Raw genomic sequence first — 26,730 nt, 5'->3', positions numbered from 1 at the left:
GTGGGGCCACGCCAAGCCGACTCAACGCCGCAGGCGGGCGCGTCCGAATCTCCCGAAGGGCTCGCTGTGAAGCGTCCTTGGACTGCGTTGTCGGCGCTTGATGTAGCGATGGCTACACTGGCGCACCGACGCCTTGCCACGAACGCTTCACAGCGAGCTGAGCCTCGGCGCAACCCTGTTCTCGTGGGTCGGCCGTAATTGACAAAGGTGAGTCGCCGCAAGACCTCGCGAAGCGAGCCCGGGCGAAACAGATTTTGACTTGTCGAGGCTCGCACCGCGGCCAGTAGCAACGCCGTGCCTGCCAGCGCGAAGTGTCGAGACCCCAAAGCGTCTCGTGGCACCAACCTCACCCAAGCCCGAAATCCCGAACCCGGAACCCCGAACCCGATGATCTAGTTCAACGGATCGTCGATCGCACTCACGATCCACTCGCGCAGGTCAGCGGCTTCCTCGGGACCCAGGCCGGTTCGGCTGGACAATTCGGCCGCGGTGATCGACGGTTCGTCCCTGCGGGCCGCCAGGTAGCGGTTGTCGGCCAGCCACTGCTCCAGGGCGTCGGTGGTGTCCGAGCGAAAGCGGCTGACCCGGCCTTCGCGCAGTCCGTCGATGAGGGCCTGGGGATGGCCGTCCACCTCGCCGAGCAGGTCGAGTACGCGCGGCATGAAGGTGTCGGTGATCTGGCCGAAGGAGGCCAGGGCGCCGGCATCCACGGGGCGGTGGTGGCGGGCTCGCCAGTCATCGATGATCAGCGCCGCTGCGTTGCAGCGACGCTCCAGCATCTCGCGCTGGCCTGAATCGAGCAGGTCGTCGTCCTCGCCGGCGTCGAGATACCCCGACAGCTCGCCCACGCGCGAGAGCTCCAGGCGCATCAGGCGGGCGGCCAGCTCGAGCTCGTCGTGGAGCAGATGGAAGACCTCGATCATGCCCGTGCCGAGCCAGGGCCGGATCGGCCCCACGCCGGCCTCGCGCGCCCACTTCCCGGGGGATTTCTTGCCCGGATCGGGCACATCCCGCTTGCGGCGTTCTCCGGCGGGCATGGTCAGCTTGAGGGGCTCGACCTGACCGCGGCGCACTTCGGCCATGTCGACGGTATGCGGCTGCGGTCCCTCGCCCGCCCAGGCCGCCCAGGCGGTGGCCTCGTCGCTCTGGGCAGTTAGGTAGAACATCTGTCGGCCGCCGGCGGCGATTTCCTGGACCGACTCGACCACCAGCCGGTAGCGGTCGGGGTCGGAGGTGGTCAGTACCTCGTCCATGAAGACCGGCAGCGGTTCGCGGTTGCGTTCGGCCTGTTCGATCCACGCCAGGCGCACGGCCAGCAGCAGTTGCATGCGCGTGGCCGTGGACAGCTGCGACAGCGAGCGCGCCTGTTCGGCGCGGGCGTCGAAGGCCTCGAAGCGCTCGCCGCGAAAACGCAGTCGATAGCGGTGATGCGTGAAGCGCTCGAACCAGCCGGCGGCGCGCCGCAGCGCGGCCGGCTCGTTGTCGGCCTGGTGGGCGATACGCACATCCTCGACCAGGGTGTGGCCGGCGGCGGCCAGCATGTGCTGGTCGAACTCATCGGCCAGCGTTTCGCGCTGTTGTTCGAATTCGCCGATCAGCGACTGCAGTTCGCGCCGGCGCAATACGTCCTCATGGCGCGTGTGAATCGTGGCGATATGGCGGTTGAGCTCGTCGCGGCGCTCGGCCCTTTCGGCCAACGCTTCCTGCCGCCGGGCCAGAGTCTCGCGCTGCTGTTCGCGCGCCAGCTTGAGCAGTTCCTTGTCGGCGTCGAGTTTCTGTTCCAGGCGGGCGACCTCCAGCGAGCGGTCGCGCCGCTGCTGTTCGAGCTGCCGCCACTCTTCATGCTGGTCGATTCGCTGGACCAGCGTGTCGCGGTCGCCGCCGTCCAGGCCGGCCTGTTCGAATACCTGGTCGTGGCGTTGCTGCAGCATCTCGATGTCCGCCTCGAGTTCTCCCAGGCGGTTGCGGTGCGCCTGCACCTCGTTGTGAAGCTCCGCGTTGGTCCGCATGCGCGGGGCCAGCTGGTGCAGCACGCTGGCCAGCTTCCGGCTGGACAGCTCCGATGCCTCCTCGAACCCATAGCGCTCGAGGAGTTCGGCCGCCTGCCGGCGGCTCGCCGCTTGGGCCGACCGGTCGTGCTCGAGCTCTTGCTGGTGCTGCGCGACGGCGCGATCGGCTTCCTGCCAGTCGTAGAGCTGGCGGGCCCAGAGCAGGAAACTGGTCTCCAGCCGCGCCTCGGTCCTCAGGCCCATCGACTCGGCGGCATCGTTGAGCCTGGTGCGGGCCTCCTCGAGCCGTTCGCGCTCCTCGTTGAGCCGCTCGCGCAACTCCCCGGCATGGTTGTGCTGCACCTGACGGTGCGTGGCCGCTTCCAGTTCCTGCTCGAGCCGCTCGAGCCGGGTCTCGACCTCTTCCTCGCTCCAGCCCAGCGGCGGCTCGACGTCGGTGGCTATAAAGCGCGCCTTCGCCTCGCCCAGGTAGCGGAAGCGCAGAATGAAGCGCCCCAGCAGGAAGGCCGGCACGCCCACGGCAAGCCCGATCAGCAGTACCAGTTCCCCTAAGGGCTCGATCTCGCGCGGCCCCAGCAGACGCCAGCCGGCCAGGGCGCCGGCCAGCGACAGCCCGCCCCAGAGCACGCCTTCCAGGCCGCTCAGGCGGGCGTGCTCGATCCACTCGATGAGGGCGTCGCGAGCGGTGCGCAGCAACTCGGGCGTGTCCCCCGCGTTCGAGCGGGGTACGTGCAAGCGGGCCAGCTCGGCACTGATTGAACGCAGTTTTTCGCGCTGGTCGAGCACCCGGTCGACCTGTTTTTCGAAGTCCTGGAGTTGCTCCAGCGGCAGCTGCGGCTGGCTGTCAGCGTGCAGGCTGCCGAATCGCTCACCGGCGATCTTGCGGCGCCGGATGGCTTGCTCGAGTGCCGCGGCGTGCTGGTCGATGCGGCGTTCAATGTCGGCCAGCTCGTCACGCCGGTCGGCCAGCTCGGCCTGCACGGCTTCGAGTCGCTGCGGGTCGACGCCGCCGCTGGCTTCCAGCCGCTTCTCCGCCGACTCCAGGGCCTCCCGGGTCAACGCCAGCTCCTTGCGCCGCTGGCCGATCTGCTCCTCGATCTGGTCGAGGCGGGTCAGTTCGTCGCCGCGCAGTCGGTCCATGCCGCCCGGGAATTCCTCGATGAGCGTGTTTTCGAGCGCGGTTCGGGCGGCGATGGCGTCGGCCAGGGCCAGGGCCTCCTCGCAGGCGCGCAGTTCGCTGGCCGCGTGGCCGGTTTCCTCGAGCTCGCGCTGCAGGCTCTCGAGCGTGTCGAGTTCGCCCTGCAGTTCGGCGTATTCGTCCTGCTTGTCCTCGATGGCGCGATGGAGGTCGGACAGTTCCCGGGCCCGTTTCTGCGGACGCGGCGGGCGCGTCAGGGGGGCTTGGGTGAGTACCGCGTCGAGGTCGTACCCGCCGGCCAGCAGGGTGCGGATCTGGGCGGCGATGTGGGCGTCGGTGTCGCCCAGCTGCGCCAGGTCCTCGGAGCTGATCAGGTAGGCGCCGATGCTCTCGCTGCCGGGCAGTGAGGGCGGGGGCGACGGCTCGGAGCCGTCGAGCCAGGTCACCTGCTCGCCGTGCCGCTCGCTCTCGAGTGTGCTTTCGCCCACTCGCCAGCGTGCCCGGATGTGGCAGAAGCCCGGCGTGAGTTCGGGGTAGAGCAGGGCACGTACCGCGCGCACGATGCTCGACTTGCCGGACGCATTGGGCCCGGTGATGAAGTTGATCGCGTCGGGTTCGAAGCGGACCGAAACCGGTCCGTCCAGGCCCGCCAGGCTGCGAATGTCGAGCCGCTCGAGTTTCATCCCGCCTCCTCGCGCTGGGCGACCAGGCGGATCAGGGCCATGCGCCCGGCGCGCCGCAGCCAGCCGGCGATGGCCTCGTCGTCAGGTTCGCGGTCCAGATCGCGGAACTCGCGGGCCCCCAGCACCGGCGACATGGATTCGCGCGCCAGCCGGACCAGCCGCTGGTATTCCTCGTCCTCGGGATCCTGCAGCGCGAGCAGGCGGCGCGCCAGCAGTCCGCAGGGATCGGACTGGCGCGCCAGGCGCCTGAGGTCCAGTCGCGGCATGACAGTCGATTCGATTCGGTGGACGAAGCAGGCGATGCCCTGCTCCTCCCAGGAACGGCCGTCGGCGGCGAGTTCGGCGGCCGCCTCGCCCAGCGCCGCCGCGGCGGGCGACTGGCCGGTGAGGGTGATGCGCAGTCCGACAGCCTTGGGCTGATTGTCGCTGTCCGCCAGCGTGCGCAGGCGCTCCCGCGTGGCCGCCAGGACCTTTGCGCCGAGTTCTCCCGCATCTTCGAGCTCGCTACAGTCGATCTCGAGCGCTTCGTAGCGCAGGGCGGCCAGGGGCAACTGGTCGGCGGCGATGTCCTTGCCCTCGATCTGCACGAGCCAGGGGCCGCGCCGGCCCGTTTCGGAGGCCCGCAGGGCCGAGATCGAACCCAGGTAGCCGATCGGACGGTCGCTGTCGAGATCATCGGGCCGGTGGATGTGGCCCAGCAGCCAGGCGTTGACCGGTGCGGCCTCGAGTTCGCGCCGAGAGACGGGCGCGTGCGGGCTGTCGGCCTGGTCGACGTCGCAGTGAAGCAGGCCGACGACCGTTCCCTTCCCCTGGCTTGCGGGCAGGTCGCCCAGCGGGCTGTTTCGGACCTGGGGGCGCGGAAACGACCATCCCAGCAGCGTGATCCCGTCGACCGGGACGGATTGCCATTGGCCGCCGGCGCCGACCAGCTCGAGCTGGTCGATTTCGCCGGCCAGGCGGGGCAGCACTTCGGTGTCGTGGTTGCCGGCCACTGCCAGGACGCGGATGCCGGCCTCCGTGAGCCGCTCGATACCGGCCTTGAGCTGGCCGTAGGCGACGAAGAAATCGCGTCCCTGATCGACCAGGTCACCGGCCAGGAGCACCGCGTCGACCTTGCGCGCGATCGCCTCGTCGACCGACCGGAACCAGGCCGCTTCCGGGCCCAGCTCGTCGCGCCGCGCGCGCAGGTCCTCGGGGATCGCCGTGGGCGGGCGTCCGAGGTGCATGTCGCCGATGGCGAGGAGAGTGGTCAAGGCAAGGTCGCTCGTCGGATTCGACCGCTCAACATAATGGATTCATCGCGGGGCGACAAGGCGCGGTCCGGCTCGGCGAACCGGATCAGTTGAACCACAGGGCGAAGCCCAGGAAGCGGCCGTTGAAGGCGCCGCGAAGTTGGCGCCAGAAAGCCGGGTCGGTGATCGGGCCGTCTTCGAAGTAAGGAGCGACTCCGCTCCCCTGGAGCCAGAGGATCAGGTCGAAACGATCCGATTCCACGAGCGCCCGGCGGACGTTGATGCCGATTTCCCGTTCACCGCGCCAGAAGGGAACGAGCGTCTCGCCGGCCAGGATGGATTCGGCCTCGTCGAGAAAGCCGTGCCAGGCCTCGACCATCGTCTCGCTGACGACCGCGCCGGGAATGACGCCCGTCTGGTCGGGACCGGGCACCCATTCGTGGTCGTCGTCATCCTCTTCAAGGATCAGCCGCCAGGACGCCCGGCTCTGCTCGATGACCGTCTGCAGGCGCTCGATCGTCCGCTCCCGGCGCGCGGGTTCGACAACCGGCAGGTCGATGAGGTGGATCAGGGCGACGGCGTCGAGCACCATCGAGGTCATGCCGCCGCCGGTCTCGAGTTCGGCCAGGAACGGATGGGGCGTGTCGGGCTCGCTGAAATACAGATGGGCGGTGTGATCGAAAAGTCGCTTGCCGTCGTGGGAGAGGTAGAAATCGAGCAGGGCCGAGAGCAGGTTGCAGTAGCCTCTCAGCCAGTGAACGTCGGCGGCGTCGAAGCCGATCCGGAACTGGCTGGCGGTTTCGGCGTCGAGGCCGCTGCGCGGATTCACCGCCGCCAGGATGCGCCACAAGGCCTCGTCTTCCTCGGCCGAGCCATTGGCGTTGAAGTCGAGGTGGCCGCGTCCGGGATACAGGTCGAGCTTGACGTCGCCGTCGTCGATGCCGGCCAGGGTGCGGTCGGCGCGATCGAGCTCCTCGACCAGCCGTTCGAGGACGGCCCGGGCCTGGGCGTAGTCGATGGGTTCCGGCTCGGGGTTGGCCGGCACCGGCAAGCGCAGGAAGGGCATCATCCGGGCGAAGTCGGAGCGCGAGCGCAACCCGTGCCGGTACCAGGCCTGGCCGAGGTGTTCGATGGCCGCGGCGAACTGCATGAAGCCGAGCGCCAGGCGCAGTTCGTCGTTGCCGGGCTCGGCTTCCAGCATGGCGGCCAGCTCGGCGCTGCCGGCCGATGTCCGGGCGCTGGACAGGTAGTCGTCCACGCGTTCGCCCGGCGTCATGGCCGGGGTCTCGGCGACCAGGCCCGTCGACAGGGCCAGGCAGACCAGGCCGGTCAGGCACCGGCGGATCGGATGTGGCATGCGTGCTTCCCTCGTTGAGCGTGCCGGCCCCCTGTCGCCACCGAGTCTAAGAGATGGCGCCGCGCATTCCCAGCCGGAAGCGCGGATTTCAGCCCGCGGCCTGTTCGGCCTCGAGCGCCTGGGCGGCCTCCATCCAGTCGTGCTCGATCGCCTCCAGCGACTGCTTCAGATCGGCCTGGCGTGCCAACAATTGCTGGAGCCGGTCGGATTGGTCGGCCTCGTAGATGGCCGGATCGGCCAGTTCCGATTCGACCTCCCCGAGCGACCGCGTGGCCTGTTCGAGCTGGCGGTCGAGCTTGTCGACCCGGTTCTGCAGAGGCTTGATGCGCGCCCGCCGGGCGGCCTGGTCGCGGCGCTTTTCCTTGCGGGCCGCCGCGCTGTGACCCTGGATTGCGACCCCCGATGCGTTGTCGGTCCTCGATCCGCTTTCGCTGGAGCGCTCCTGCAGCCAGCGTCGGTAGTCGTCCAGGTCGCCCTTGAAGGGCTGCACGGCGCCGTCGGCCACCAGCCAGTAGTCGTCGACGGTGTTGCGCAGCAGATGGCGATCGTGCGAGACGGTGACCACGGCGCCCTCGAAACCCTGCAGGGCGACGGTGAGTGCGTGGCGCATGTCGAGATCGAGGTGGTTGGTCGGCTCGTCGAGCAGCAACAAGTTGGGAGCCTGCCAGACCAGCAGGGCCAGCACCAGACGGGCCTTTTCGCCGCCGGAAAAGGGCCCGACCGGGGCGGTGGCCATGTCGCCGCGGAAGTCGAACCCGCCGAGGAAGTCGCGCAGCTTCTGCTCGCGCACGTCCGGGGCGATCCGCTGCAGGTGGGTGACCGGACTGGCCTGCGCGTCGAGCTGCTCGAGCTGGTGCTGGGCGAAGTAGCCGATGCGCAGGTTGCGGGTGAGCGTGATGCGGCCGCTCATCGGTTCGAGTTCACCGGCCAGGGCGCGTACGAACGTGGACTTGCCCGCGCCGTTGAGGCCGAGCAGGCCGATACGGTCTCCCGGGGCCAGGCCGGTCGAGATGTCGTCGAGAATGACCTTGTCGCCGTAGCCGAGGCGGACGGCTTCGAGATGGACCAGCGGGTTGGACGCCCGAGGCGGCTCTGGAAATTCGAAATCGAAAGGCGAGTCGACGTGCGCCGGCGCGACCTTTTCCATCCGCTCCATGGCCTTGATGCGGCTCTGCGCCGCCTTGGCCTTGGTCGCCTTGGCTCGGAAACGGTCGACGAACTTCTGCATGTGCGCGATTTCGCGCTGCTGCTTCTCGTAGGTGGCCTGCTGCTGGGCGAGGCGCTCGGCGCGCTGGCGCTCGAACTCGCTGTAGCCGCCGGCGTAGGCGTTGAGCCGGCGGTGTTCGATGTGGACGATGCTCTCGACCACGTTGTCGAGAAAGTCGCGGTCGTGCGAGATGACAATCAGGGTGCCGTCGTAGCGGCGCAGCCAGCTCTCCAGCCACTCCACCGTTTCCATGTCGAGATGGTTGGTCGGCTCGTCGAGCAGCAGCAGGTCCGAAGGCGTCATCAGGGCCCGCGCCAGGCTCAGGCGGATGCGCCAGCCCCCCGAGAAGCTGCCCACCGAATTGCCGTGCGCATCGGGCGAGAAGCCCAGGCCGTTGAGCAACGACCCGGCCCGCGCCCGGGCGGTATAGCTGGCTGCGTCCTCGAGCCGCGCGTGCGCTTCGGCGATGGCGTGCCCGTCGTCTTCGGCCTCGGCCCGGGCCAGGCTCGATTCGGCGTCGCGCAGCCGCTGGTCGCCGTCAATGACGTATTCGATCGCCGGCCGATCGAGATCGCCAATCTCCTGGGCCATGTATCCGACGGTCCAGTCCTCGGGTACCGACATCTCGCCCTGGTCGACCGACATCTCGCCCAGCAAAAGGCTGAACAAGCTTGACTTGCCGCTGCCGTTGGCCCCGACCAGCCCGACCTTGTGACCGGGATGGATCGTGGCCGACGCGTCTTCGAGCAACGGCTCGGGACCATGACGCAGCGTGATGCCTGACAGTTGGATCATGCTTCAGAACGAAGGGTGTCTATGACGAAGATAGGAAACACGTGGGAAAGGTTTCAGGGTTCAGGTTTCAGGTTTCAGGTTTCAGGAAAAAACGGCGGGGCCGTTTTCGGAATTGTCGATATGGTAGCGCAGCGCCATCCTTTCCAGGTCCGGAAGCCGGAACCGCATACTCCCATCCTTCTCCGGCGCAGCCGCCCCCACCGGGCCAACGAACCACCGGAGCGCCGGAACCCCGAACCCGTTATTCTTTCCTGAAACCTGAAACCTGAAACCTGAACCCTCCCCAATGCCCTACCGCCTCCACCGCCACCCCCGAGCCCGCCGCCTCAGATTGCGCATTGAGCGCGACGGTGCCCTGGTGGTGACCGCGCCGAAGCGCTTGCGGCAGGGGGAGATCGACCGGTTCGTGAAGGCGCAGGAAGGCTGGATCGCGCGCGTGCGCGAGCGCCTGGCACGGGCCCGCGAGGGTCGTGATCCGGCCCTGTCCGGCATGCGCCCGGCGGGTATCGATCTGCCGGCGATTGCGGAGCGCTGGCGCGTGGTCTACGGAGCGGGCGAAACCGAAAGCCCGGAGCGGCTTCTGCGGCTGCCGGCAGAGGAGGCGACCCATGCCACGGCCCGGCGACTACAGCAATGGCTCAAGCAGCGGGCCCGCCGCACGCTGGCGCCGCGAGTCGTCGAGCTGGCCGACGTCCACGGTTTCGAGTTTCAGGGACTGAGTTTCCGCAACCAGCGCTCACGCTGGGGCAGTTGCTCATCGATGGGCAACCTCTCCCTCAACGCCAAGCTCCTGTTCTGCTCGCCCGAGGCATGCCGCTACGTGCTGATCCACGAACTCGTCCACCTCGAGCATCCCAACCACTCCCCTCGCTTCTGGCAACGCGTCGCCGAACTCTGCCCCGACTATCGCCAGCGCGTGCGGGAACTCAAGACCGTCTGGAACCGACTTCCGGATTGGGTGACCGTGTAGCGGAAAGCTGGATTTCACCGGCCCATAAAAGAAACGCGGCCAGCGGCCGCGTCTCTCGAGTGCACGATTGAGATGTGCGATCAGTGCGTCAGCAGCGGTGCGATCACCAGGCTGACGATGGCCATGACGTTGATGAGGATGTTCATCGACGGGCCCGAAGTGTCCTTGAGCGGATCGCCCACGGTATCGCCGACGACATTGGCCTTGTGCGCATCCGAGCCCTTGCCGCCGAAGTTGCCCTTCTCGACGTACTTCTTGGCGTTGTCCCAGGCGCCGCCGGCGTTGGCCATGGTCAGGGCCAGCAGGACGCAGCCCAGCAGGGCGCCGCCGAGCATGCCGCCCAGGGCTTCGGCGCCCAGGCCGAAGCCGATCACCACGGGGCCGAGAACGGCCAGGGCGGCCGGCAGCAGCATGCGCTTGATCGCCGAGGTGGTGGCGATGTCCACGCAGCGCGGCGCGTCCGGTTCGGCCTTGCCGTCGAGCAGGCCCGGGATCTCGCGGAACTGGCGGCGGATCTCCTGGATCATTTCAAATGCGGCGTCGCCGACGGCGGTCATGGTGATGGCCGCGACCAGGAACGGGAAGATGCCGCCGATGAACATGCCGATGAGCACGTTCGGGTCGGAGATCTCCAGCGCGAAGCCCGGCATGCGGTGGCTGACCTCGGCGATGTAGGCCGAGATGATGGTCAGCGCGGCCATGGCTGCGGCACCGATGGCGAAGCCCTTGCCGATGGCGGCCGTGGTGTTGCCGAGCTCGTCGAGCGAGTCGGTGATCTTGCGGGTCTCCTCACCCAGGCCGGCCATTTCGGCGATGCCGCCGGCGTTGTCGGCGACGGGGCCGTAGGCGTCGATGGCCATGGTCATGCCCACGGTGGCCAGCATGGCGACCGCGGCGATGCCCACGCCGTAGAGGTCGGCCGAGGCGTTGGCCACGAAGATCATCACGCAGATGGCGAGCACCGGGATGACCACCGAGCGCATGCCGGTCGAGAGCCCGGCGATGATGACCGTGGCCGAGCCCGTTTCACCCGAGCGGGCGATGTCGCGAACCGGCTTGCCGGCGGTGAAGTACTCGGTCGACAGGCCGATGACGATGCCGCCGACCGCACCGATCAACGCGGCAAACCATACGCCCGTTTCGATGCCGAGATAGCGGATCAGGAAGAAGGCCAGCACGATGAAGCCGACCGCTGCGGAGATCGTGCCCGTGCGCAAGGCTGCCTCCGGGCTGCGGCCCGAGGAGGCGCGCACCAGCAGGATGGCACCGATCGAGCAGACCAGGCCCAGCGAGGACAGCAGCAGCGGCAGGCCCATGATGGCCGAGCCCTCGCCGAGGCCGTCGACGTAGCCGCCGCCGGCCTGCTGGACCATCACGGTGGCCAGGGCCACGGTGGCGATCATCGCGCCGCAGTAGGATTCGAAGATGTCCGAGCCCATGCCGGCGACGTCGCCCACGTTGTCGCCCACGTTGTCGGCGATCACGCCGGGGTTGCGGGGGTCGTCTTCCGGAATGCCGGCCTCGACCTTGCCCACCAGGTCGGCGCCGACGTCGGCGGACTTGGTGAAGATGCCGCCGCCGACGCGGTAGAACAGGGCGACGACGCTCGCGCCCATGCCGAAGCCGTGGATGCGGTGGGCCGTTTCCGGATCGGCGCCGAAGACGACGTAGAGCGCGCCCAGGCCGACCAGGCCCAGCGAGGCGACCAGCATGCCCATGACCGAACCGCCGTAGAAGGCGACGCTCAGTGCAGCGCCGACACCCTTCTCATGGGCTGCCGTGGTCGTGCGGACGTTGGCGCGGGTGGCGGCGATCATGCCGAAGAAGCCGGCCAGCGCGGAACAGACGGCCCCGACCAGGAAGGAAACGGCGGTCTGGACACCCAGCCCCGAAACCGAAAGGGCCACGAAAATCACGGCCACCGAAAGGCCGATCAGCATCAGCTCACGGCGCATGAAGGCCGAGGCGCCCTGCTGGATCAGCTCGGCGATCTGGCTCGGCCGACCTTCCATGGCCGGGTAGCGCATCACCACGCGGTACAGAATAAAGGCCACGATCAGGCCCACGACCCCGAGAACCGGGGGGATCATCAACTGGTTCATGTTGTCTCCCGAAAGAACAGGCGTTTTTGGCGGAAAAATGCACGAGCATGCAGTCCCGGCCAGGATGCTCGGGTCCGCAAAACCGGGTAATTGTAAGGAAAAACGGGTATCCTTGCTATACTTTGCGCCTTCTTCAGGGGCGACGTGCCGGCCGGTCGAGGCCAGAACCTGAAGCACTAAATACTAGAACTAGACACAAGAAGAGGGATCGTCTCGACATGGCTGATGTCGTCATCACACTGTCGTTGGCCCGCAAATCGGGCATTCTTGCCGCCGCCGTCTCCACCATCAACCGCGCCGGTCTTCAATTCAATACCCATCGTTTCCTGGATGTCGAGTCCGGCCACCAGATCCGGTTGCGGGCCGAAAGCGAAGCGCCCTTCGGCGATCCGCGGGACCTGATCGACGACCTGTCGCGCATTCGCGGCGTCGAGTCGGTGCTGGACGTCGTCGTCGACGATCGCTCGCTGCTCAATCCCGAGCCGGAATCTGAATCGGAGCCCGAGCCGGAGCCGGAGCCCGAGCCGGAGCCCGAGCCGGAGCCCGAGCCGGAGCCGGAGCCGGAGCCGGAGCCGGAGCCGGAACCCGAGCCGGAGCCGGAACCCGAGCCGGAACCCGAGCCGGAACCCGAGCCGGAACCGGCCCGCCTCGATGAGGAGGATTCCGGCGACGACGAAAAGCCGGCCGATACCAGCGGCCGCATGCGGCCCTCGATGGTCCGCCGTCGCCGCCGTCGCCGTTGAGCATTGGCTCCCGGTGCTCACGCGAGCGCCGGTATAATTCGCCCGCAAATTCCTCAATCAGGCGCCATCCATGAACGTCAATGACATCTCGCCGGGCGTGAATCCGCCCGACGATTTCAATGCCATCATCGAAATTCCCCTCGACGGCCCCCCGGTCAAGTACGAGGTCGACAAGGCCACCGGCAGCATCCACGTCAATCGTCTGCTGGCCACGGCCATGCGTTATCCGTGCAACTACGGTTTCGTGCCCAACACCCTGGCCGAGGACGGCGATCCCCTCGACGTGATGGTGCTCATCCGCGTGCCGCTGTTGCCCGGTTCGATCATCCGTTGCCGACCGATCGGCTATCTCGAGATGTCCGACGAGGCCGGGCGCGACGTCAAGATCGCGGCGCTGCCCATCGAGGAGGTCTCGCCGCTGCACCAGGACATCCAGTCCATCGACGACCTGGCCACCTTCAGTCGCCGCAACATCCGTCACTTCTTCAGCCACTACAAGGACCTCGAGGTCGGCAAGTGGGTGGAAGTGCTGGGCTGGCACGGCCCGGACGAGGCGCGCACGGAGATCACGAAGGCCATCGAAGCCTTCGAGAAGAACGGCTGAGGTTCGTCTATTCGGCGTCGGGAAGAACCCCGGCGCGCACCAGGATCGCCACCAGCGACCGCGTGAACCGCGCGCGGTCGCTCCCGTCGATATGCGAGGTGTCGGGCAGCTCGAGTCCGGCCAGTTCGGGGTGGTCGGCAAAGTGGATGCTGCGCGCACCGGTCGCCTCCGATAGCCGGTCCCAGTAGCGATCGCGGGGATAGTTCTCGCTGTCGAGCTCCCAGTGGCGATCGCTCGTGGGCATGCGCAGGAACACGACCGTGCCGCCGCGTGCCTGGATCGCCGACACGGCTTCGCTGATCGGTGCCAGGTCCGAGCGCCAGCGCTCGGGAGGAGGCGCCGGTCTCTGTTCATAGTCGGTGGCCAGTCCCTGGGCAAAATGACGCCTCAGGCCTTCGACATCCGCCTGGCCGTAGTCGGCGGTGATCGTGCGATCGTCGAGCAGCCGCGTGTAGTGGCGCGGCGGCGGGCGATCGTCCAGCCAGCCGGTAAGCCTCCGAACGAGATTGAATTCGCTGCCGACCACGACCAGTCGTTTCTGCAAGGCGGTCAGCAGATGTCGTTCGATTCGACGCTGTGGACCGAAGTCCCGGTGATAGTGGCGCACCCAGGGCTCGCTCATGTCCCGGTACCAGTGGGCCAGCCCACGCGCGTCCACGGCCACCAGCAGCACCCCGGAAAAGTCTTCGTCGGCCGCCAGGTCCTCGAGCACTGCGGTGGGATAGTGCCCGTTGATGGCCAGCGAGGTGGCCCGCCAGCCGGGCATGCTCGATTCGAAGGCCGCCGTGGAGAAGGCCAGCTGGATTCTCGACGCCCCGATGACCGCGAAATGACGCGACTGGTCCCCGCCGCTAACGCGGTCCCGGTGCAGGCTCCACAGGTCGCGGTCGTCGTAGAGCGCGGGCTCGTAGCCCTGCGTTCGCCAGAACCATTCCCAGCCGGCCATGGCCGCACCGGCGACCAGCAGGGCCAGGACGATCACGGTGATGGCTCGGTAGCTGCGTCGCATCGTCAGAACTGGAAGTAGATGAAGGCGCGGCTTTCACCGGGGCTCGTCAATACGGCGGCCAGCAGCAGCCCCATGACGATCCCCCGCAGCGGCCAGGCCAGGCGATCGTAAACGAGCTCGATCTCGACGCGCCGAATGGCCGCATGCCAGGCGAGCAGCCCGGCCATGGTCGCCAGGGCGAGCCAGGCGGCCGTGCTCATCTTCGATCCCGAGACGCTCAGCAGGGCGGCGTAGAAAGACCCTGCCTGGGCCAGGTTCTCGGCCCGGAAGAGCACCCAGGTCAGCGTCACGACGACGAAGGTCACCGCCATGTACAGCGGCGCCATCGCGCGATGCGCCAGCAGGGCCGAGCGGCCGGCCAGCGGCCTGAGCGCGTGCTCGATGACCAGCCACAGGCCGTGGGCCAGGCCCCACAGCACGAAAGTCCAGGCCGCGCCGTGCCACAGCCCGCCCAGGCCCATGGCGATCACCAGGTTGCCGAGCGTGCGGGCGCGGCCGTGGCGGTTGCCGCCCAGCGTGATGTAGAGGTAATCGCGGATCCAGGTCGACAGGGTGATGTGCCAGCGCCGCCAGAAGTCGGAGAAGCCCAGCGCCGCGTAGGGCGCGTGGAAGTTCTTGGGTAGTACGAAGCCGAAGATGCGGGCCGCGCCGATGGCGCACAGCGAATAACCGGCGAAGTCGCAGTAGATCTGGCCGCTGAACGACAGGATGCTCGACCAGGCCGACAAGGTGCCGATGCCGTCGACTGCCGAGAATCCGGCATCGACAACGGGCGCGAACACGCTGTCGGCCAGCACCGTCTTCAGGAAAAGGCCCGCGACCATGAGGGCCGCACCGACCTCGAGATTGGCGGCGGTCATCGGCCGCGGCGAGGCGAGCTGGCCGGCGAACTGTTCGTAGCGCACGATCGGGCCGGCCACCAGCTGCGGGAAGAAGCTCACGTACAGGGCGTAGTCGGCGAAATCATTGCCCGGCTGGATCCGCCGGCGGTACACGTCAAAGGTGTAGGACAGGGTCTGGAAGGTATAGAAGGAAATCCCGATCGGCAGGACGACGTCGATCAGGGGCGCCTGGAAGCCCGGCAGGCCGGCCCAGGCGGTGAGCTGGTTGAAGTTGGCGATGAAGAAGTCGGCGTACTTGAACCAGCTCAGCAGGCCCAGGTTGACCAGCACCGACAGCAGCAGCCAGGCCTTGCGGCCGTGGGGGTTGTCGGTGGCCGCCAGTCGCCGGGCCGCGTGCCAGTCGACCACCGTCGAGACGACCAGCAGCCAGATGAACACCGGGTTCCAGGCGGCGTAGAAGAGGTAGCTGGCGGCGAGCAGCTCGAGCTTGCGAGCCCGCCATCCGCGCGTGACGCCGACCAGGGCCCACAGCGTGACGATGAACAGCGCGAATGTCAGTGAGTCGAAGGTCATGCCGGCGCCGAGCAGTGCCCCTCGATGCAGTGCCACAGGACCCACTGGCAGGGATCCTCGTCGATCGCGGCCTGCATGACCTCCATCAGGCCCGCCGGTCCGGACTCTTCGGCATCCAGCGTTCGCAGCGTCAACCGCGTCAGGCCGCTGTCGCGGTCGAAGCGGCCGTGGAAGAAGGTGACCCGTGGTGCTTCTTCCTCGAGCAGTCGGAGCCCGCCGGTGCGAAGGCCCACCCGGCAGCCGCCGACGGTCAGCTGCCAGCGGCTGTCCGGCGCGCCGGGGGTGTCGAGTACGAGCATCATGGTCGAACGCTGCTCGCGCAGCGCCTCGAGAATCGTTTCCGAGGAACGCCCGGTGGCGATCGCCCCGGCCGGGCAGAGTCGGTGCATCAGGTGAACCCGCAGGCGCGCCCAGAGGTAGAGCACCGGCCGGCCGGGCATGTCGCCGCGCACGACCGGGCGGTAGACCAGGCGCGGGGAAAGACCTTGTTCGCGCAGGTGCCAGAGTGCGCCGATGCCGGAGCCGTAGTGGATGCCGGCGGCGACGAAGCCGGGGTGCTCCGGCCACTGACCCTGAATGTCCAGACGCGGCCCCAGTCCCAGGGCGATGCGCCAGGTTTCCATGGCGTCCATGAGGTTGGTCCAGGCCCAGTGCTGCAACAGGCCGACGGGCTCGCCGAAGCAGCGCTGCTCGCTCTTCTCGACGGCCTGGCGGTGCTCGGCGAACAGCCACGACAGGCCGGCGATGCGCCACAGCAGGGATTTCGAGATTCTGGCCGGCAGCAGGGCGGCCACCAGGGGCGCGACGACGGCCGTGGCGGCGTCGGTCACCTGGTGTCGGATCCAGCGCAGCGGCGCGATCACGCGTCGCGATCCCGTTCGGTCGCGACGAACACCAGCCGCGCCCAGTCGTCGCGCAGGCTCTGGTCGACGGGTGCGCCGAGACGCTGGTAAGCCGTCGCCACCGAATCGACCTGCTCGGGCAGGATGCCCGACAGCACCAGGGTGGCGCCGGGACGCAGGCAGTCGATCAGCCGCGGGGCCAGTTCGACGAGCGGCGCGGCGAGGATGTTGGCCAACACGAGGTCGAATCGGCGGCGATCCCCGGGCAGCGCTTCGAACGCGTCGGGCAGCAGGCACTCCATGCGGCCTTCGAGTCCGTTGCGCCGGGCGTTTTCCTCGGTGGCCAGCAGGGCCTGGGGATCGTGGTCGACGGCCACCAGGCGATCGGCGCCCTTGAGGGCGGCCGCGATGGCGAGCACGCCGGAACCGCAACCGAAATCGAGGACGTCGCAGCCGGCCAGGTCCATGCCGTCGATCCACTCCAGGCACAGCGCCGTCGTGGGGTGGGTACCCGAGCCGAAAGCCAGTCCGGGATCGAGCCGGATGACCAGCGCCCAATCGGGGTCGGGCTCGAGATGCGAAGGGCAGATCCACAGGCCGCGGCCGAAGCGCATCGGCTCGTAGCGGTCCATCCAGGCGCGTTCCCAGTCCTGCTCGACGAGCTCGTTGAAGCGCGCGCTGGCGGCTGCCTCCACCAGACCGGCCTCGGCCAGGGCATCGGCGATGGTCGAGCGGTCGACGTCGGCGTCGAACAGGCCCTCGACGATGGTCTGCGGCCACATCGGCGTGCTGCCGGGCTCGGGTTCGTGCACGGGCACGTCGGCGGCGTCGAGCAGGGTCACGGCGTGCGCGCCGGCTTCCTGCAGCGCGGCCTCGGCCTCGTCGACGGCGGGTTCGTCGACGGTCACGCGCACCTGCAGCCAGCGCACGGCTTCGGGGCTGTCGCTCATTGCCAGTCTCCAAACACGGTCTGCAGGGCGGCAATGGCGGCCGGCCCCGCGGTTTCGGTTCTCAGGACGCGCGGTCCCAGCGCCACGCCGCTGCTGTCCTGTCGTTCGAGCCAGGCGACTTCCGCCTCGGTGAGGCCGCCCTCCGGGCCGATGGTGAGCACCAGCCCGTCCTTGTCCGGGGCTTCGATGCGGCTCAGCGGCCGGTCGGCCTTTGGGTCGAGGTGCAGGCGTCGGCCGGCGGGCCAGTCCAGGGACGTCAGCGCCACCGGCGGCTGCACGGTCGGCACGCGAACGCGGCCGCTCTGCTCGCAGGCGGCCACCGCCACCTGCTGCCAGTGATGCTGTCGCTTGTCGGCGCGCTTGCCTTCCAGGCGAACTTCCGTGCGCTCGGTGAAGACCGGTCGGATTCCGGTTACGCCGAGCTCGCAGGCCTTCTGGATGCACCAGTCCATTCGGTCGCCGCGGGCCACCGCCTGTACCAGCGTGATCGGCAGGGGTGATTCGACATTCACTTCGAGGCGTTGCTCGATCGCTACACAGCAACGGTCGCCCGGGCCGGTCGCCGTGATGGTGCCGAAGTACTCGTAGCCGTCGCCGTTGAACACGGCCAGCTGGTGCCCCTTCTTCTGCCGAAGCACCCGTACCAGGTGTCGGGAGGGGCCGGGTTCGAGCTCGACTTCGCGCCCGGCTTCGAGCGGCTCTTCGGTGTGGATTCGGATGACGCGCATCAGTCCTTCATCTGTCTTGTCGGCGAACCGTTTGCGCGTATGATGGGTTCCACCTGGCAGCTACAGTCCCAACTGGAACCATGAAACGGATGAATCCTCGCGCGCACGGCGGTTTTTCGCTCATCGAGATTCTTGTCGTGGTCGTCATTATCGGCATTCTGGCGGCGGTCGTGGTGCCGCGTGTCATGGATGAACCCGACAGGGCCCGCGTGACCAAGGCCAAGCAGGACGTTCAGGCCCTGGTGACCGCGCTCAACATGTACAAGCTCGACAACTTCAACTACCCGTCGACCGAGCAGGGGCTCGAGGCCCTGGTGAGGCCGCCCTCGGGGCAACCGCCCGCGCCGAACTGGAAGCAGGGCGGCTACATCGACAACCTGCCGACCGATCCCTGGGGCAACGAATACCAGTATCTCAACCCCGGCGTACACGCCGAAATCGACGTCTGGTCCTTCGGCGCCAACGGCTCGCCCGGCGGCGAGGGCATCAATGCAGAGATCGGTAACTGGGAACGGTAGGATTGCGGCGACTGCCATGTCGCTCGCCGAGCGCAAAGCCATTCCAGGGGCGGCCGAAGGATTCACCCTGATCGAGGTGCTGGTGGTCGTCACCATCGCCGCCATCCTCGCCGCCCTGGTCGTCCTGCGCCTGGGTGACTGGCGCTCGGGGGCCGAACCGGTCGACCAGCTCGAGCGGCTGGCTGCCCTGATCGACTATCAGTGTGAACAGGCGATGTTCCAGTCGAAACCCAGGGGCATTCGCATAACCCGTGCCGGTTACGACTTCTGGCAGTCGACCAGCCAGGGCTGGGCCCCCGTCCCCGACGACTCGATCGCCCGGCCCCGAGCATGGCTGGGAGACGTGGATGTCGACCTCTCGGTCGAAGATCGCAGCGTGCCTCTCGAAGAAGAACCGGCTTCCCCGCAACTGGTCTGCCAGCCGCTGGGCGAACTCACCCGATTCGAGCTGGAGCTGAGACTCGATTCTCGCTCGGCGTCCCTGCTGGGCGAGCCGGGTGGGCGCCTCGCCGTGGAGGTCCCGGGATGAGAACGCGGTTATCGGGATTCACGCTGCTCGAGGTACTCGTCGCCCTGGTGGTGGTCGCGGTGGCCGTGGCCGCGCTGGGACGGGCCGGCAGCCAGGTGCTCGATTCGCAGGCCGAACTCGAACAACGTACCTGGGCGCTCTGGGTGGCCGACAACGCGCTCTCGGAGCTCCAGCTCGAGGTGGGCGTGTCCCCCGGCCAGCGGCAGGGCAGCGCCCGGATGGGCGGGCGCACCTGGTACTGGACCATGCTCATCCAGCCCGCGCCCGGCGGTGAGCTCCTGCGCGTCGACGTGGCCGTGCGAGACCGGCCCGGGGCCGACTCGCCGATCGTCATGCATACCGGATTCCTGGCGCCGTGAGGCTGATCGCAACGCGCTCCCGCGGCTATACGCTGGTCGAGGTGTTGGTGGCGGTCGTGGTGTTCTCCATCCTTTCGGCCAGCGCTTACGTCGCCCTCGACGCGCTCAGCAGCGCCGCGAGCGGTCATCGCGAGCGCAGCGAGGACTTCGGCGGGCTGCAGCTGGCCGTCGCGCGCCTGGACAGTGATCTCCGCCAGCTCGCTTCCCGCCCGGTGGCCTCGGGCCTCGGCCGAAACGAGCCCGCCCTTGTCGGCGAGCCGCGCCGCCTCGCCGGCACTCGCAGCGGCTGGGTCAATCCCGCGGACGTGAAGCGTTCGACCCTGCAGCGCTTCGGCTGGCAGCTCGCGGGCACCGAGTTGCAGCGCATCAGCTGGCCGGTTACCGACCGTGTGGCCGACAGCCAGGCCTTGACTGAAACCGTGCTGCCGGAGGTCGAGGCGCTCGAGTTCTCCTACCGCGACGCAAGTGGGTCCTGGCAGCGGCGCTGGCCGCCCGACGAGGCGCTCGCGCGCCTGCCGGTCGCCATCGAGGTGATCCTGGAAACGCGCCGCTTCGGCCGCGTTCGCCGGGTGGTGGTGCTCCAGTGAGGTCGGGCGTCTTGCGGCGGCAGCGCGGCAGCGCGCTCCTGATCGCGTTGATCACCGCAGCGCTGGCGGCCGTGATTGCCACGGCGCTGCTCGAGCGCGGCCAGCGTTCCCTGGCGCGCAGCGAGGCCCTGCTGGCCAGCGAGCGCTCCTGGCAGTACGCACAGGGTATGTCGATTCTTGCCCGGCGCATGCTCGAGGAGGCCATGGCCCAGGGCGCCGAAGCCGCCGCGCTCGACGGCAGCTGGACGGCGCCGTTCCAGGTTCCCGGCGGCATGGTGCAGGGGCGGCTCATCGACCAGGGCGCGCTGTTCAATCTCAACGCGCTCGGCCATCCCGACGGCGCCACGGCGACCGAGGCCCGCGAGGCCTTCCGGCGCCTGCTCGAGCAGATCGGGCTCAACCCGATCATCGCCGAGGAACTGGCCGACTGGCTCGACGGCGCGGTCATGCCGCGGCCGGGCAGTGCGGCCAACGACTGGTACGCGCGCCAGGATCCGCCCTATCGCACCGCTGGTGTCCTGCTCGCCAATGCCAGCGAGCTGCGCTGGCTCAGGAGCGTCGACGCGGCCGCCTGGCAGGCCTTGGCACCGCTGGTCACGGCGCTGCCGGAGCCGGAACTGCGCATCAACGTCAACACCGCCCGGCCGGAAGTGCTCGCCGCCGTGGTCGCCGAACTGGACGTCGAGCAGGCGCGCCGGGTGATCGCCGACGGGCCCTATTCCCAGCCCGTGCACTTCATCGAACATCCGCTCGTGGCACCGTTGATTCGCCCGGACGAGCGCGTGCGCCTGGGCATTCGCAGCCGCTGGTACCTGGCCCAGGCGCGGGTCGTGATCGACGGCGTCGAGCGCGACTATTTCCGCCTGATGAACGGTTCTGCGGCGGGTTATGATGGCTTCCGTCGTTTCAGCCAGGGGGTGCCCTGAACATGGCGCGAGCGCGCTCTGACAGCCTGGTCATCCATGCCGCCGGCACGCGCTGGTCGTGGGTGCTGCTCGATCGCGGCGGCCGGGTCGCCGACCACGGCCGGTGCGATCCGGCGTCGCCCGACTGGCCGGGCGAGCGACCGGCCACCGTGCTGGTGGACGCTTCGCGCTGCCTGGGCCTGACCCTGGACCTGCCGCCGCTGCGCGGCCGCAAGCTGCAGCAGGCCATGCAGTGGGCGGCCGAGGAACACCTGGCCGGCAGCGCCGAGGACGAACACGTGGTCGCCGGGCCGCGCGACCAAGCGGGCCGCCTGCGATGCGTGAGCATCGCCAACCGCGTCATGGACGAGGTCACGGCGCCCCTGGCGAACACCCCCGCCGAGCGCATGCTTCCCGACGCCCTGTGCCTGCCCTGGCAGACGGGACGGGTCAGTCTGGCCGAGCACGACGGTCGCATCCTGGTGCGGTGGGGTGAGTGGTCGTTCACCAGCTTCGACGCCGAGCTGGCCGCCGACATGATCGATTCGGTTGCTCCGGCCGACGCCGGTTGGGACTGGTACGGGGGGCAAAGGCCCGACTGGGTCGAGCGGCGCGGCACCGATGATCGCGACGACGGCCAGCCGCTGCCGGCCATCCTGGCCCGGCAGGCTTATGCCATCGAACTGAACCTGCTCAGCGGCGCCTGGGCACCGAAATCGGCCGCGACCGCCCAGTCCCAGTGGCGCTGGACGGCGATTCTCGCCGTCGCCGCCGTCGTGATGGTCGTCGCCTACGCCGGCCTGGAGCGCTACCAGCTGGCCCAGCGATCCGCCGAGCTCGACGCCGCCATCGAACGGCAGTTTCGCCAGGCTTTCCCCGAGGTCGGGCGCGTCGTGCCGGGACGCGAGCAGACGCTGGCCGAGCGCGAACTCGCCCGCCTGCGCTTCGGCCAGGCCGCCGGCCTGCTCGACCTCATGCATCGAATCGCCCCGGTGATCGACGGGCAGGCCCAGCTGCAGGTCGAGCGTCTCGACTACCGCGACGGCGTGCTCGAACTGGGGCTGCGCGCGCCCGACGTGGCCGCCCTCGAAGACCTCGAGCAGCGCCTGCGCGCACTCGACCTCTCTGCCGAGGTGCAGACCGCCAGCCTGGACGACCAGGGCGCCAACGGTCGCATTCGCGTCAGCCGGGGAGGTGGCGCATGAACGCCTGGCAGCAGCTCGAGCCGCGCCAGAAGCGTCTGATCGGCCTGGCCGGCCTGGTGCTGGTCGCCGCCCTGGTCTACGTCTGGGTCTGGGAGCCGCTGGCCGAGGCCCGCTCGGCCGAGCGCGAGCGCATCGCCCAGCAGCAGGCGCTGCTCAATTGGCTCGAGGCCGTCGGTCCCATGGCCGAGCGCCTGCGCGGCAGCGGCCAGGCCAGCCGCGAACTGGGCGGGCGTTCCCTGCTCGGTCTCGCCGACGAGACCGCGCGGGCCGCCGGCCTGGCCGGTGCCATGGCGCGCATCGAGCCCACCGGCGACAACGAAGTGCGCGTCTGGCTCGAAGGTGCCGATTTCGTCGCCGTCATGGGCTGGCTGGAGGCCTTCTCCCGCAGCCGCCCGGTGCAGGTCCGCCAGCTCCAGGTCGACCGCGCCGATGAAGAAGGTCAGGTCAACGTCCGGGTCACGCTCGTAGCCAATGCGTAAGATCATCTGGCTGGTCGTCCTGGCGATTCCGCTGGTCGTCATCGTCACCCTGCCCGCGCGGGTCATCGTCCCGCGCCTGGAGATCGGCGAGGACGTGCGTGACGTGCAGGGCACGATGTGGGACGGTCGGGCCGTCTGGCAGCAGCCGGGCTTCGCCCCGCTGGATGTGCAGTGGAACTGGGACGGCGGCCGCAGCTGGTCCTGGCAGGCGAACGGCGTCGGCGTGGATCTCGAGGGCCAGTGGCGGCTCAACGCCGGCGCCACCGAGTTGAGCGACGTGACCGGCAGTATCGAAATGAACCGGCTCGACGCGAGGATGTGGCTGGTCAACGCCCGGCCGCGCGGTCGCATCGAACTGGATGTGCAGCGCGCCGTGATCGCCGAGGGCCGGCCGCCCGAAATCGACGGCGAGCTGGTCTGGCGCGACGCCCGCCTCGAGGGCGCCGTGCAGGAATCCCTGGGCGAGATCACGGTGCGTCTGGACTCGCGCGAGCAGGGCCAGCGCGCGCGGGTCGAGACCACCGAGCCGGGTGCCATCCAGGTGCGCGGCGGCATCGAGCTGGGCGCCGAACGCTATGACGTGGATCTGTGGCTGCGCGCCAGCGCCGATCGCCCCGAGTTGCTGCGCCAGATCGCCTGGCTGGGCGAGCCCCAGCCCGACGGGCAGGTGCGCGTGCGGCTCAGCGGCGCGCTGGGTTGGTAAGGGCAATCGAAAGACAGGAGGGTTGCAGGTGATCGATCTGGACGAGGCCATGCGGGTGGCCCTGGCCGCCGCCGACGCGGCCGACGACATCGCCATGCGGCATTTCGGCCGCGATCTGGAAGTCGAACTCAAGTCCGACGAAAGTCCGGTGACCATTGCCGACCGTGAAGCCGAGCAGGCGATCCGCGCGGTGATTCGCGAGCGCTTTCCCGACCACGCCGTCTACGGCGAGGAGTATGGCCGCGACGGCGACAGCGACTGCCTTTGGCTGATCGACCCGATCGACGGCACGCGCAGCTTCATTCGCTCGCTGCCGTTCTGGTCGACGCAGATCGCGCTGATGGTCGACGGCGAGCTGGTGCTGGGCGTGTCCTCGGCGCCGACCTTCGGCGAGCGCGCCCGCGCCATAAAGGGGCGGGGCGCGTTCATCAACGACCGGCCGGTTCGGGTGCGCGACATCGAACGCCTGGAAGACGCCGACGTGTGTTTCGGCAACCTGCGCACGCTCTCGCGCGGCGAGGGATGGGCATGGATCGGAGAGCTGGTCTCCCGCGCCGCCCGCTCGCGCGGCTACGGCGATTTCTATTCCTACCATCGCCTGGCCGACGGCGGTCAGGACGTGGTCGTCGAAAGCGACGTCAACATTCTCGACATCGCCGCCCTGGCCGTGATCGTCGACGAGGCCGGCGGCAGCTTCACGGACCTGGACGGCCGAAAGCCGGACCTGGACACCACCTCGGTCCTGGCGGCCTGTCCCGGACTGCACCGTCAGTTGCTATCCTCGCGGTCATGAGCGATCGCGATTCCACCCGCCCCCTGCCGGTCGTCCACGACCGGCGCGAGCGCCGCCCGGCCGACCTGTTCCGCGTCGAGCAGCTCGACCTCGAATTTTCCAACGGTGAGCGCCGCACCTACGAGCGCCTGATCAGCCGGGGTGTGGGCGCGGTGATCGTCGTGGCCATGCCCGACGACGACCACGTCCTGCTGATCCGCGAATACGCCTGCGGCGTGCACCGCTACGAACTGGGCCTGCCCAAGGGCCGTCTCGAGCCGGGCGAATCCTTCACCGAGGGCGCCAACCGCGAACTGCAGGAAGAATGCGGTTACGGCGCACGGGAGCTGAGCGAACTGGGCCACCTGACCCTGGCGCCCGGCTACATGACCCACCGCACCCACGTCATCCTCGCCCGCGACCTCTACGAGTCGCGCCTGCCCGGTGACGAGCCCGAGGAAATCGAGGTGGTGAAATGGCCGCTCAACGACCTGGTCTCGCTCATCAAGCGCGACGACTGCAGTGAGGGGCGGACCATCGCGGCGCTTTACATGGCGCGGGATATGTTGGCGGCCGGGTGAGGCCGGCCGCGTTCTTTGGTTTTTTGGTTCTTTGGTTTTTTGGTTCGGCGCGTTGGGCGTTGGGGGCTCGGCTGCGAGTGGTGCCGTCGGTTGTTGCAGGGGTCTCGACACTTCGCGGGCGTCAGGCAGGGCGGTGCGACATGTCGAGCCTCACACCGCATCCAAAGGCACCGTCACAACTAAAGCGTATGACGTGTCGAGGCCCACACAACGCTCGGTGTCACCGACCTCACCCAGGCCCCCAGTGCTCGACGCGCCAAACCAAAACACCAAAAAACCAAAACACCAAAAAACCAACCAGCCAACTCAGATTGGCTTCACGATCACCAGCACCACCACCCCGATCAGAAACACCGCCGGCACTTCGTTGAACACCCGGTACCACTTCGAGCTGTGGCGGTTCTCGCCGCGGGCGAAGGTGCCGACCAGGCGCCAGCACCACACGTGGTAGGCGATCAGGCCGGCCACCAGGGCCAGTTTGACGTGCATCCAGCCACCCGTGGTCAGGTGCCAGGGCTCGCCGATGAGCGTTGCCAGGCCGAAGATCAGCGCCAGTGCGCCGCCGATGTGGGTGATGCCCATCAGGCGTTTCTGCATCACTTTCAGCAGCTCGACGGTGTGGCCCGTTGGGTTTTCGGTGGCGTAGACGAACAGCCGCGGCAGGTAGAACAGGCCGGCGAACCAGGTGACGACAAAGACGACGTGAAAGGCTTCGAGCCAGCGCATGCGGCGCTCCTGCGGGTTGATCGGGGAGGGTATTTTCGGACATGCTCTTTCGGTGGGCAACTTGACGCCGGCCCGACCGGCAATGTATAACCAACGCGCACATCACAAAAAATTCATGAATTTACAACGTCATGAATTGGATAAAAACAACGTGCTGATCCATCCGGTTTGGGGCACATCAATTGAAGCGGTCGCGAGACCGCTTTCTTTTTTTCCGCTCCCCAGGCGCCTTATTCCCTCGGGAATTGAACGCGGCGGGAGCAAACGCCATATCATTGGTGTCCAAGGCAGCGACACGCCCGGAGCATGACCAGAATGAGCCAAACCGATCCCATGATCTTCACCCCCTCCGCCGCCGCGAAGGTGCGCGAGTTGATCCTCGAGGAGGGCAACCCCGAGCTCAAGCTGCGCGTCTACATCACCGGGGGCGGGTGCTCGGGCTTCCAGTACGGCTTCACCTTTGACGAGGAGGTCGACGACGGCGACATCACCGTCCAGCGCGAGGACGTCACCCTCGTGGTCGACCCCCTGAGCTTTCAGTACCTCGAAGGCGCCGAGGTGGACTACAGTGAAAGCCTGCAGGGTGCGCGCTTCGTCATCCGCAATCCCAACGCCGCCACGACCTGTGGCTGTGGCTCCTCTTTCGGGGTCGCTTAGCCGAAACCCTTCCCGGCGCCGGCGGGCTGGCGCCGGATTGCCGATTCGTGTTATCACGGCGGCATGACCATCCTGATCGTCCTCGTCGGGCTGCTCGTCAGCCATACCTTCACGGCCGTCGGCCGCTGGCGTGATTTCGGCTGGCTGCTGTGGCCGACGCGGCAGTTGAGGACGCGGTATCCGGGGCAGGCCTGGCTGGCGCTTGCCGCCGTCATTGCCACCGCCCTGCTTGCCGCCTGGCTGGCAACGGCCGTTGCCGTGCTGCTGCTGGGCGGTTTCGGCTGGGCGCTCCTGGCCCTGGCGACGTTCATCTACACCCTCGGTCCCCGCGATCTCGATCGCGACGTCGAGCCGCTGCTCGACGACCCGGAGCACGCCGACGGCCGCGACGCCGCGCAGGCGCTGGGGCTCGACGCCGAAGCCACGCCGGGGCAGGCCGGGGCCGCGGTGGTGCATGCGGCCCGGACACGCTGGTTCGCCATCCTGTTCTGGTTCACGCTGCTGGGCATTCCCGGGGCGCTGCTCTATCGCCTGTGCCAGAAGGCCATGAAGATCGAGGGCCTCGGGGATGGGGAACTCGACTGGTTGGCGCGGCTGCGCTGGGTCCTCGAGTGGCCGGTGCTGGCCCTGATGACGGTCGCGCTGGGCCTGGTGACCGACCTCGATCGCGTCGCGCAGGCCTGGAAGCACTACCACCGCGACCGGGCCTGGTGGATCTTCTCGCCGCGCCTGGTCGATGAAGTGATGGCCGAAGTCCTCGGCGACGCCGAGTCCCGCGAGGCCGGTCTGCGCCGCGGTCACCAGCTGGCCTGGCGGATGCTGGTGCTCTGGCTGGTGGTGCTCAGCCTGATGTTGATCGCTGGGTGGATTGTCTGAGGCGTCAGGTTTCGGGTTTCAGGTTTCAGGGTGATGCACTTTTCGGTTT

Annotated in this window: 27 protein-coding genes; 16 read left to right on the top strand and 11 right to left on the bottom strand. The window is 68.3% G+C overall.

Annotation, left to right across the window (positions count from 1 at the left end; genetic code table 11):
* Positions 1-392: 392 nt before the first annotated feature.
* The 4 genes from DZC52_RS06170 to DZC52_RS06155 form a co-directional block, all read right to left on the bottom strand.
* Positions 393-3,830, bottom strand: a complete 3,438-nt coding sequence (locus tag DZC52_RS06170) for an AAA family ATPase (RefSeq protein ID WP_116650252.1) — start codon at positions 3,828-3,830, stop codon at positions 393-395.
* Entirely contained in the window at positions 3,827-5,083 is a 1,257-nt protein-coding gene (locus DZC52_RS06165) for a metallophosphoesterase family protein (protein WP_245960775.1), read from the bottom strand. The genes DZC52_RS06170 and DZC52_RS06165 overlap by 4 nt, the downstream gene beginning before the upstream one ends.
* A gap of 85 nt (positions 5,084-5,168) precedes the next feature.
* On the bottom strand, positions 5,169-6,419 hold the full coding sequence (locus tag DZC52_RS06160; RefSeq protein WP_116650251.1) for a hypothetical protein: 1,251 nt from the start codon (positions 6,417-6,419) through the stop codon (positions 5,169-5,171).
* An 88-nt stretch (positions 6,420-6,507) separates the two neighbouring features.
* Entirely contained in the window at positions 6,508-8,421 is a 1,914-nt protein-coding gene (locus tag DZC52_RS06155) for an ATP-binding cassette domain-containing protein (protein WP_116650250.1), read from the bottom strand.
* A 286-nt stretch (positions 8,422-8,707) separates the two neighbouring features.
* Here DZC52_RS06155 and DZC52_RS06150 point away from each other — a divergent pair, with 286 nt between their 5' ends.
* Positions 8,708-9,391 carry a M48 family metallopeptidase gene (locus DZC52_RS06150; RefSeq protein WP_116650249.1) on the top strand — a complete coding sequence of 228 codons (684 nt, stop codon included), beginning with the start codon at positions 8,708-8,710 and terminating at the stop codon, positions 9,389-9,391.
* Positions 9,392-9,471: 80 nt separating this feature from the next.
* On the opposite strand, the gene DZC52_RS06145 is transcribed toward DZC52_RS06150, so the two are convergent.
* Positions 9,472-11,493 carry a sodium-translocating pyrophosphatase gene (locus tag DZC52_RS06145; RefSeq protein ID WP_116650248.1) on the bottom strand — a complete coding sequence of 674 codons (2,022 nt, stop codon included), beginning with the start codon at positions 11,491-11,493 and terminating at the stop codon, positions 9,472-9,474.
* Between the two features lie 218 nt (positions 11,494-11,711).
* On the opposite strand from DZC52_RS06145, the gene DZC52_RS15490 reads away from it, so the two are divergent.
* The gene (locus DZC52_RS15490; protein WP_181918809.1) at positions 11,712-12,236 is read left to right on the top strand and encodes a hypothetical protein; all 525 of its coding nucleotides are present in this window, start codon (positions 11,712-11,714) and stop codon (positions 12,234-12,236) included.
* Between the two features lie 70 nt (positions 12,237-12,306).
* The gene (ppa, locus tag DZC52_RS06135) at positions 12,307-12,840 is read left to right on the top strand and encodes an inorganic diphosphatase (RefSeq protein ID WP_116650247.1); all 534 of its coding nucleotides are present in this window, start codon (positions 12,307-12,309) and stop codon (positions 12,838-12,840) included.
* 7 nt (positions 12,841-12,847) lie between these two features.
* On the opposite strand, the gene DZC52_RS06130 is transcribed toward ppa, so the two are convergent.
* Genes DZC52_RS06130 through DZC52_RS06110 form a run of 5 tightly spaced genes read right to left on the bottom strand, consistent with a single transcriptional unit; the run spans position 12,848 to position 17,784 of the window.
* Positions 12,848-13,849, bottom strand: a complete 1,002-nt coding sequence (locus DZC52_RS06130; RefSeq protein WP_116650246.1) for a hypothetical protein — start codon at positions 13,847-13,849, stop codon at positions 12,848-12,850.
* A gap of 2 nt (positions 13,850-13,851) precedes the next feature.
* A complete protein-coding gene (locus tag DZC52_RS06125) occupies positions 13,852-15,309 on the bottom strand; it encodes an MBOAT family O-acyltransferase (RefSeq protein WP_220338284.1) in 1,458 nt (485 codons plus the stop codon).
* Positions 15,261-16,127, bottom strand: a complete 867-nt coding sequence (locus DZC52_RS06120) for a hypothetical protein (RefSeq protein ID WP_116650245.1) — start codon at positions 16,125-16,127, stop codon at positions 15,261-15,263. The genes DZC52_RS06125 and DZC52_RS06120 overlap by 49 nt, the downstream gene beginning before the upstream one ends.
* On the bottom strand, positions 16,124-17,056 hold the full coding sequence (prmA, locus tag DZC52_RS06115; protein WP_116650244.1) for a 50S ribosomal protein L11 methyltransferase: 933 nt from the start codon (positions 17,054-17,056) through the stop codon (positions 16,124-16,126). Before prmA ends, DZC52_RS06120 begins: the two co-directional genes overlap by 4 nt.
* On the bottom strand, positions 17,053-17,784 hold the full coding sequence (locus tag DZC52_RS06110) for a 16S rRNA (uracil(1498)-N(3))-methyltransferase (protein WP_116650243.1): 732 nt from the start codon (positions 17,782-17,784) through the stop codon (positions 17,053-17,055). Before DZC52_RS06110 ends, prmA begins: the two co-directional genes overlap by 4 nt.
* Before the next feature lie 80 nt (positions 17,785-17,864).
* On the opposite strand from DZC52_RS06110, the gene gspG reads away from it, so the two are divergent.
* From gspG to nudE, 10 genes are read left to right on the top strand one after another with little or no spacing between them, the layout of a single operon-like run.
* The gene (gene gspG / locus DZC52_RS06105; RefSeq protein ID WP_116650242.1) at positions 17,865-18,302 is read left to right on the top strand and encodes a type II secretion system major pseudopilin GspG; all 438 of its coding nucleotides are present in this window, start codon (positions 17,865-17,867) and stop codon (positions 18,300-18,302) included.
* Positions 18,303-18,318: 16 nt separating this feature from the next.
* Positions 18,319-18,831, top strand: coding sequence for a prepilin-type N-terminal cleavage/methylation domain-containing protein (locus DZC52_RS06100; RefSeq protein ID WP_181918808.1), 513 nt, complete (start codon positions 18,319-18,321; stop codon positions 18,829-18,831).
* Positions 18,828-19,190 carry a type II secretion system minor pseudopilin GspI gene (gene gspI, locus DZC52_RS06095; RefSeq protein ID WP_116650240.1) on the top strand — a complete coding sequence of 121 codons (363 nt, stop codon included), beginning with the start codon at positions 18,828-18,830 and terminating at the stop codon, positions 19,188-19,190. The genes DZC52_RS06100 and gspI overlap by 4 nt, the downstream gene beginning before the upstream one ends.
* Positions 19,187-19,777 carry a type II secretion system minor pseudopilin GspJ gene (gene gspJ / locus DZC52_RS06090; protein ID WP_181918807.1) on the top strand — a complete coding sequence of 197 codons (591 nt, stop codon included), beginning with the start codon at positions 19,187-19,189 and terminating at the stop codon, positions 19,775-19,777. The genes gspI and gspJ overlap by 4 nt, the downstream gene beginning before the upstream one ends.
* A complete protein-coding gene (gspK, locus tag DZC52_RS06085; RefSeq protein ID WP_181918806.1) occupies positions 19,774-20,703 on the top strand; it encodes a type II secretion system minor pseudopilin GspK in 930 nt (309 codons plus the stop codon). The genes gspJ and gspK overlap by 4 nt, the downstream gene beginning before the upstream one ends.
* A gap of 2 nt (positions 20,704-20,705) precedes the next feature.
* Positions 20,706-21,887, top strand: coding sequence for a type II secretion system protein GspL (gspL, locus tag DZC52_RS06080; protein ID WP_116650237.1), 1,182 nt, complete (start codon positions 20,706-20,708; stop codon positions 21,885-21,887).
* Positions 21,884-22,366, top strand: coding sequence for a type II secretion system protein GspM (gene gspM / locus DZC52_RS06075; RefSeq protein WP_116650236.1), 483 nt, complete (start codon positions 21,884-21,886; stop codon positions 22,364-22,366). Before gspL ends, gspM begins: the two co-directional genes overlap by 4 nt.
* Positions 22,359-23,069, top strand: a complete 711-nt coding sequence (gspN, locus tag DZC52_RS06070) for a type II secretion system protein N (RefSeq protein WP_116650235.1) — start codon at positions 22,359-22,361, stop codon at positions 23,067-23,069. Before gspM ends, gspN begins: the two co-directional genes overlap by 8 nt.
* A gap of 31 nt (positions 23,070-23,100) precedes the next feature.
* Positions 23,101-23,862 (top strand): inositol monophosphatase family protein, encoded by a 762-nt coding sequence (locus DZC52_RS06065; protein ID WP_425451384.1) that lies wholly within the window; start codon positions 23,101-23,103, stop codon positions 23,860-23,862.
* Entirely contained in the window at positions 23,859-24,422 is a 564-nt protein-coding gene (gene nudE / locus DZC52_RS06060) for an ADP compounds hydrolase NudE (protein WP_116650234.1), read from the top strand. Before DZC52_RS06065 ends, nudE begins: the two co-directional genes overlap by 4 nt.
* Before the next feature lie 306 nt (positions 24,423-24,728).
* Here the strand turns inward: nudE and DZC52_RS06055 are convergent, their stop codons facing one another.
* Complete coding sequence (locus tag DZC52_RS06055; RefSeq protein WP_116650233.1) at positions 24,729-25,148, bottom strand: CopD family protein; 420 nt, start codon at positions 25,146-25,148, stop codon at positions 24,729-24,731.
* Here DZC52_RS06055 and DZC52_RS15375 point away from each other — a divergent pair.
* The 3 genes from DZC52_RS15375 to DZC52_RS06045 all read left to right on the top strand — a co-directional run bounded on the left by DZC52_RS15375 (position 25,147) and on the right by DZC52_RS06045 (position 26,681).
* Positions 25,147-25,458: a hypothetical protein gene (locus DZC52_RS15375; RefSeq protein ID WP_181918805.1), complete on the top strand. Its 312-nt coding sequence runs from the start codon at positions 25,147-25,149 to the stop codon at positions 25,456-25,458. The genes DZC52_RS06055 and DZC52_RS15375 overlap by 2 nt on opposite strands.
* Entirely contained in the window at positions 25,455-25,805 is a 351-nt protein-coding gene (gene erpA / locus DZC52_RS06050; RefSeq protein ID WP_147307625.1) for an iron-sulfur cluster insertion protein ErpA, read from the top strand. Before DZC52_RS15375 ends, erpA begins: the two co-directional genes overlap by 4 nt.
* A gap of 63 nt (positions 25,806-25,868) precedes the next feature.
* Positions 25,869-26,681, top strand: coding sequence for a hypothetical protein (locus DZC52_RS06045; RefSeq protein ID WP_116650232.1), 813 nt, complete (start codon positions 25,869-25,871; stop codon positions 26,679-26,681).
* The last annotated feature ends 49 nt before the right edge of the window (positions 26,682-26,730 follow it).

This window comes from Wenzhouxiangella sediminis, assembly GCF_003410055.1.
GTDB classification, from domain to species: Bacteria; Pseudomonadota; Gammaproteobacteria; order Xanthomonadales; family Wenzhouxiangellaceae; genus Wenzhouxiangella; species Wenzhouxiangella sediminis.
The sequence above is the reverse complement of the archived record's forward strand: the minus strand, read 5'-3'. Positions and strand labels throughout refer to the sequence as shown.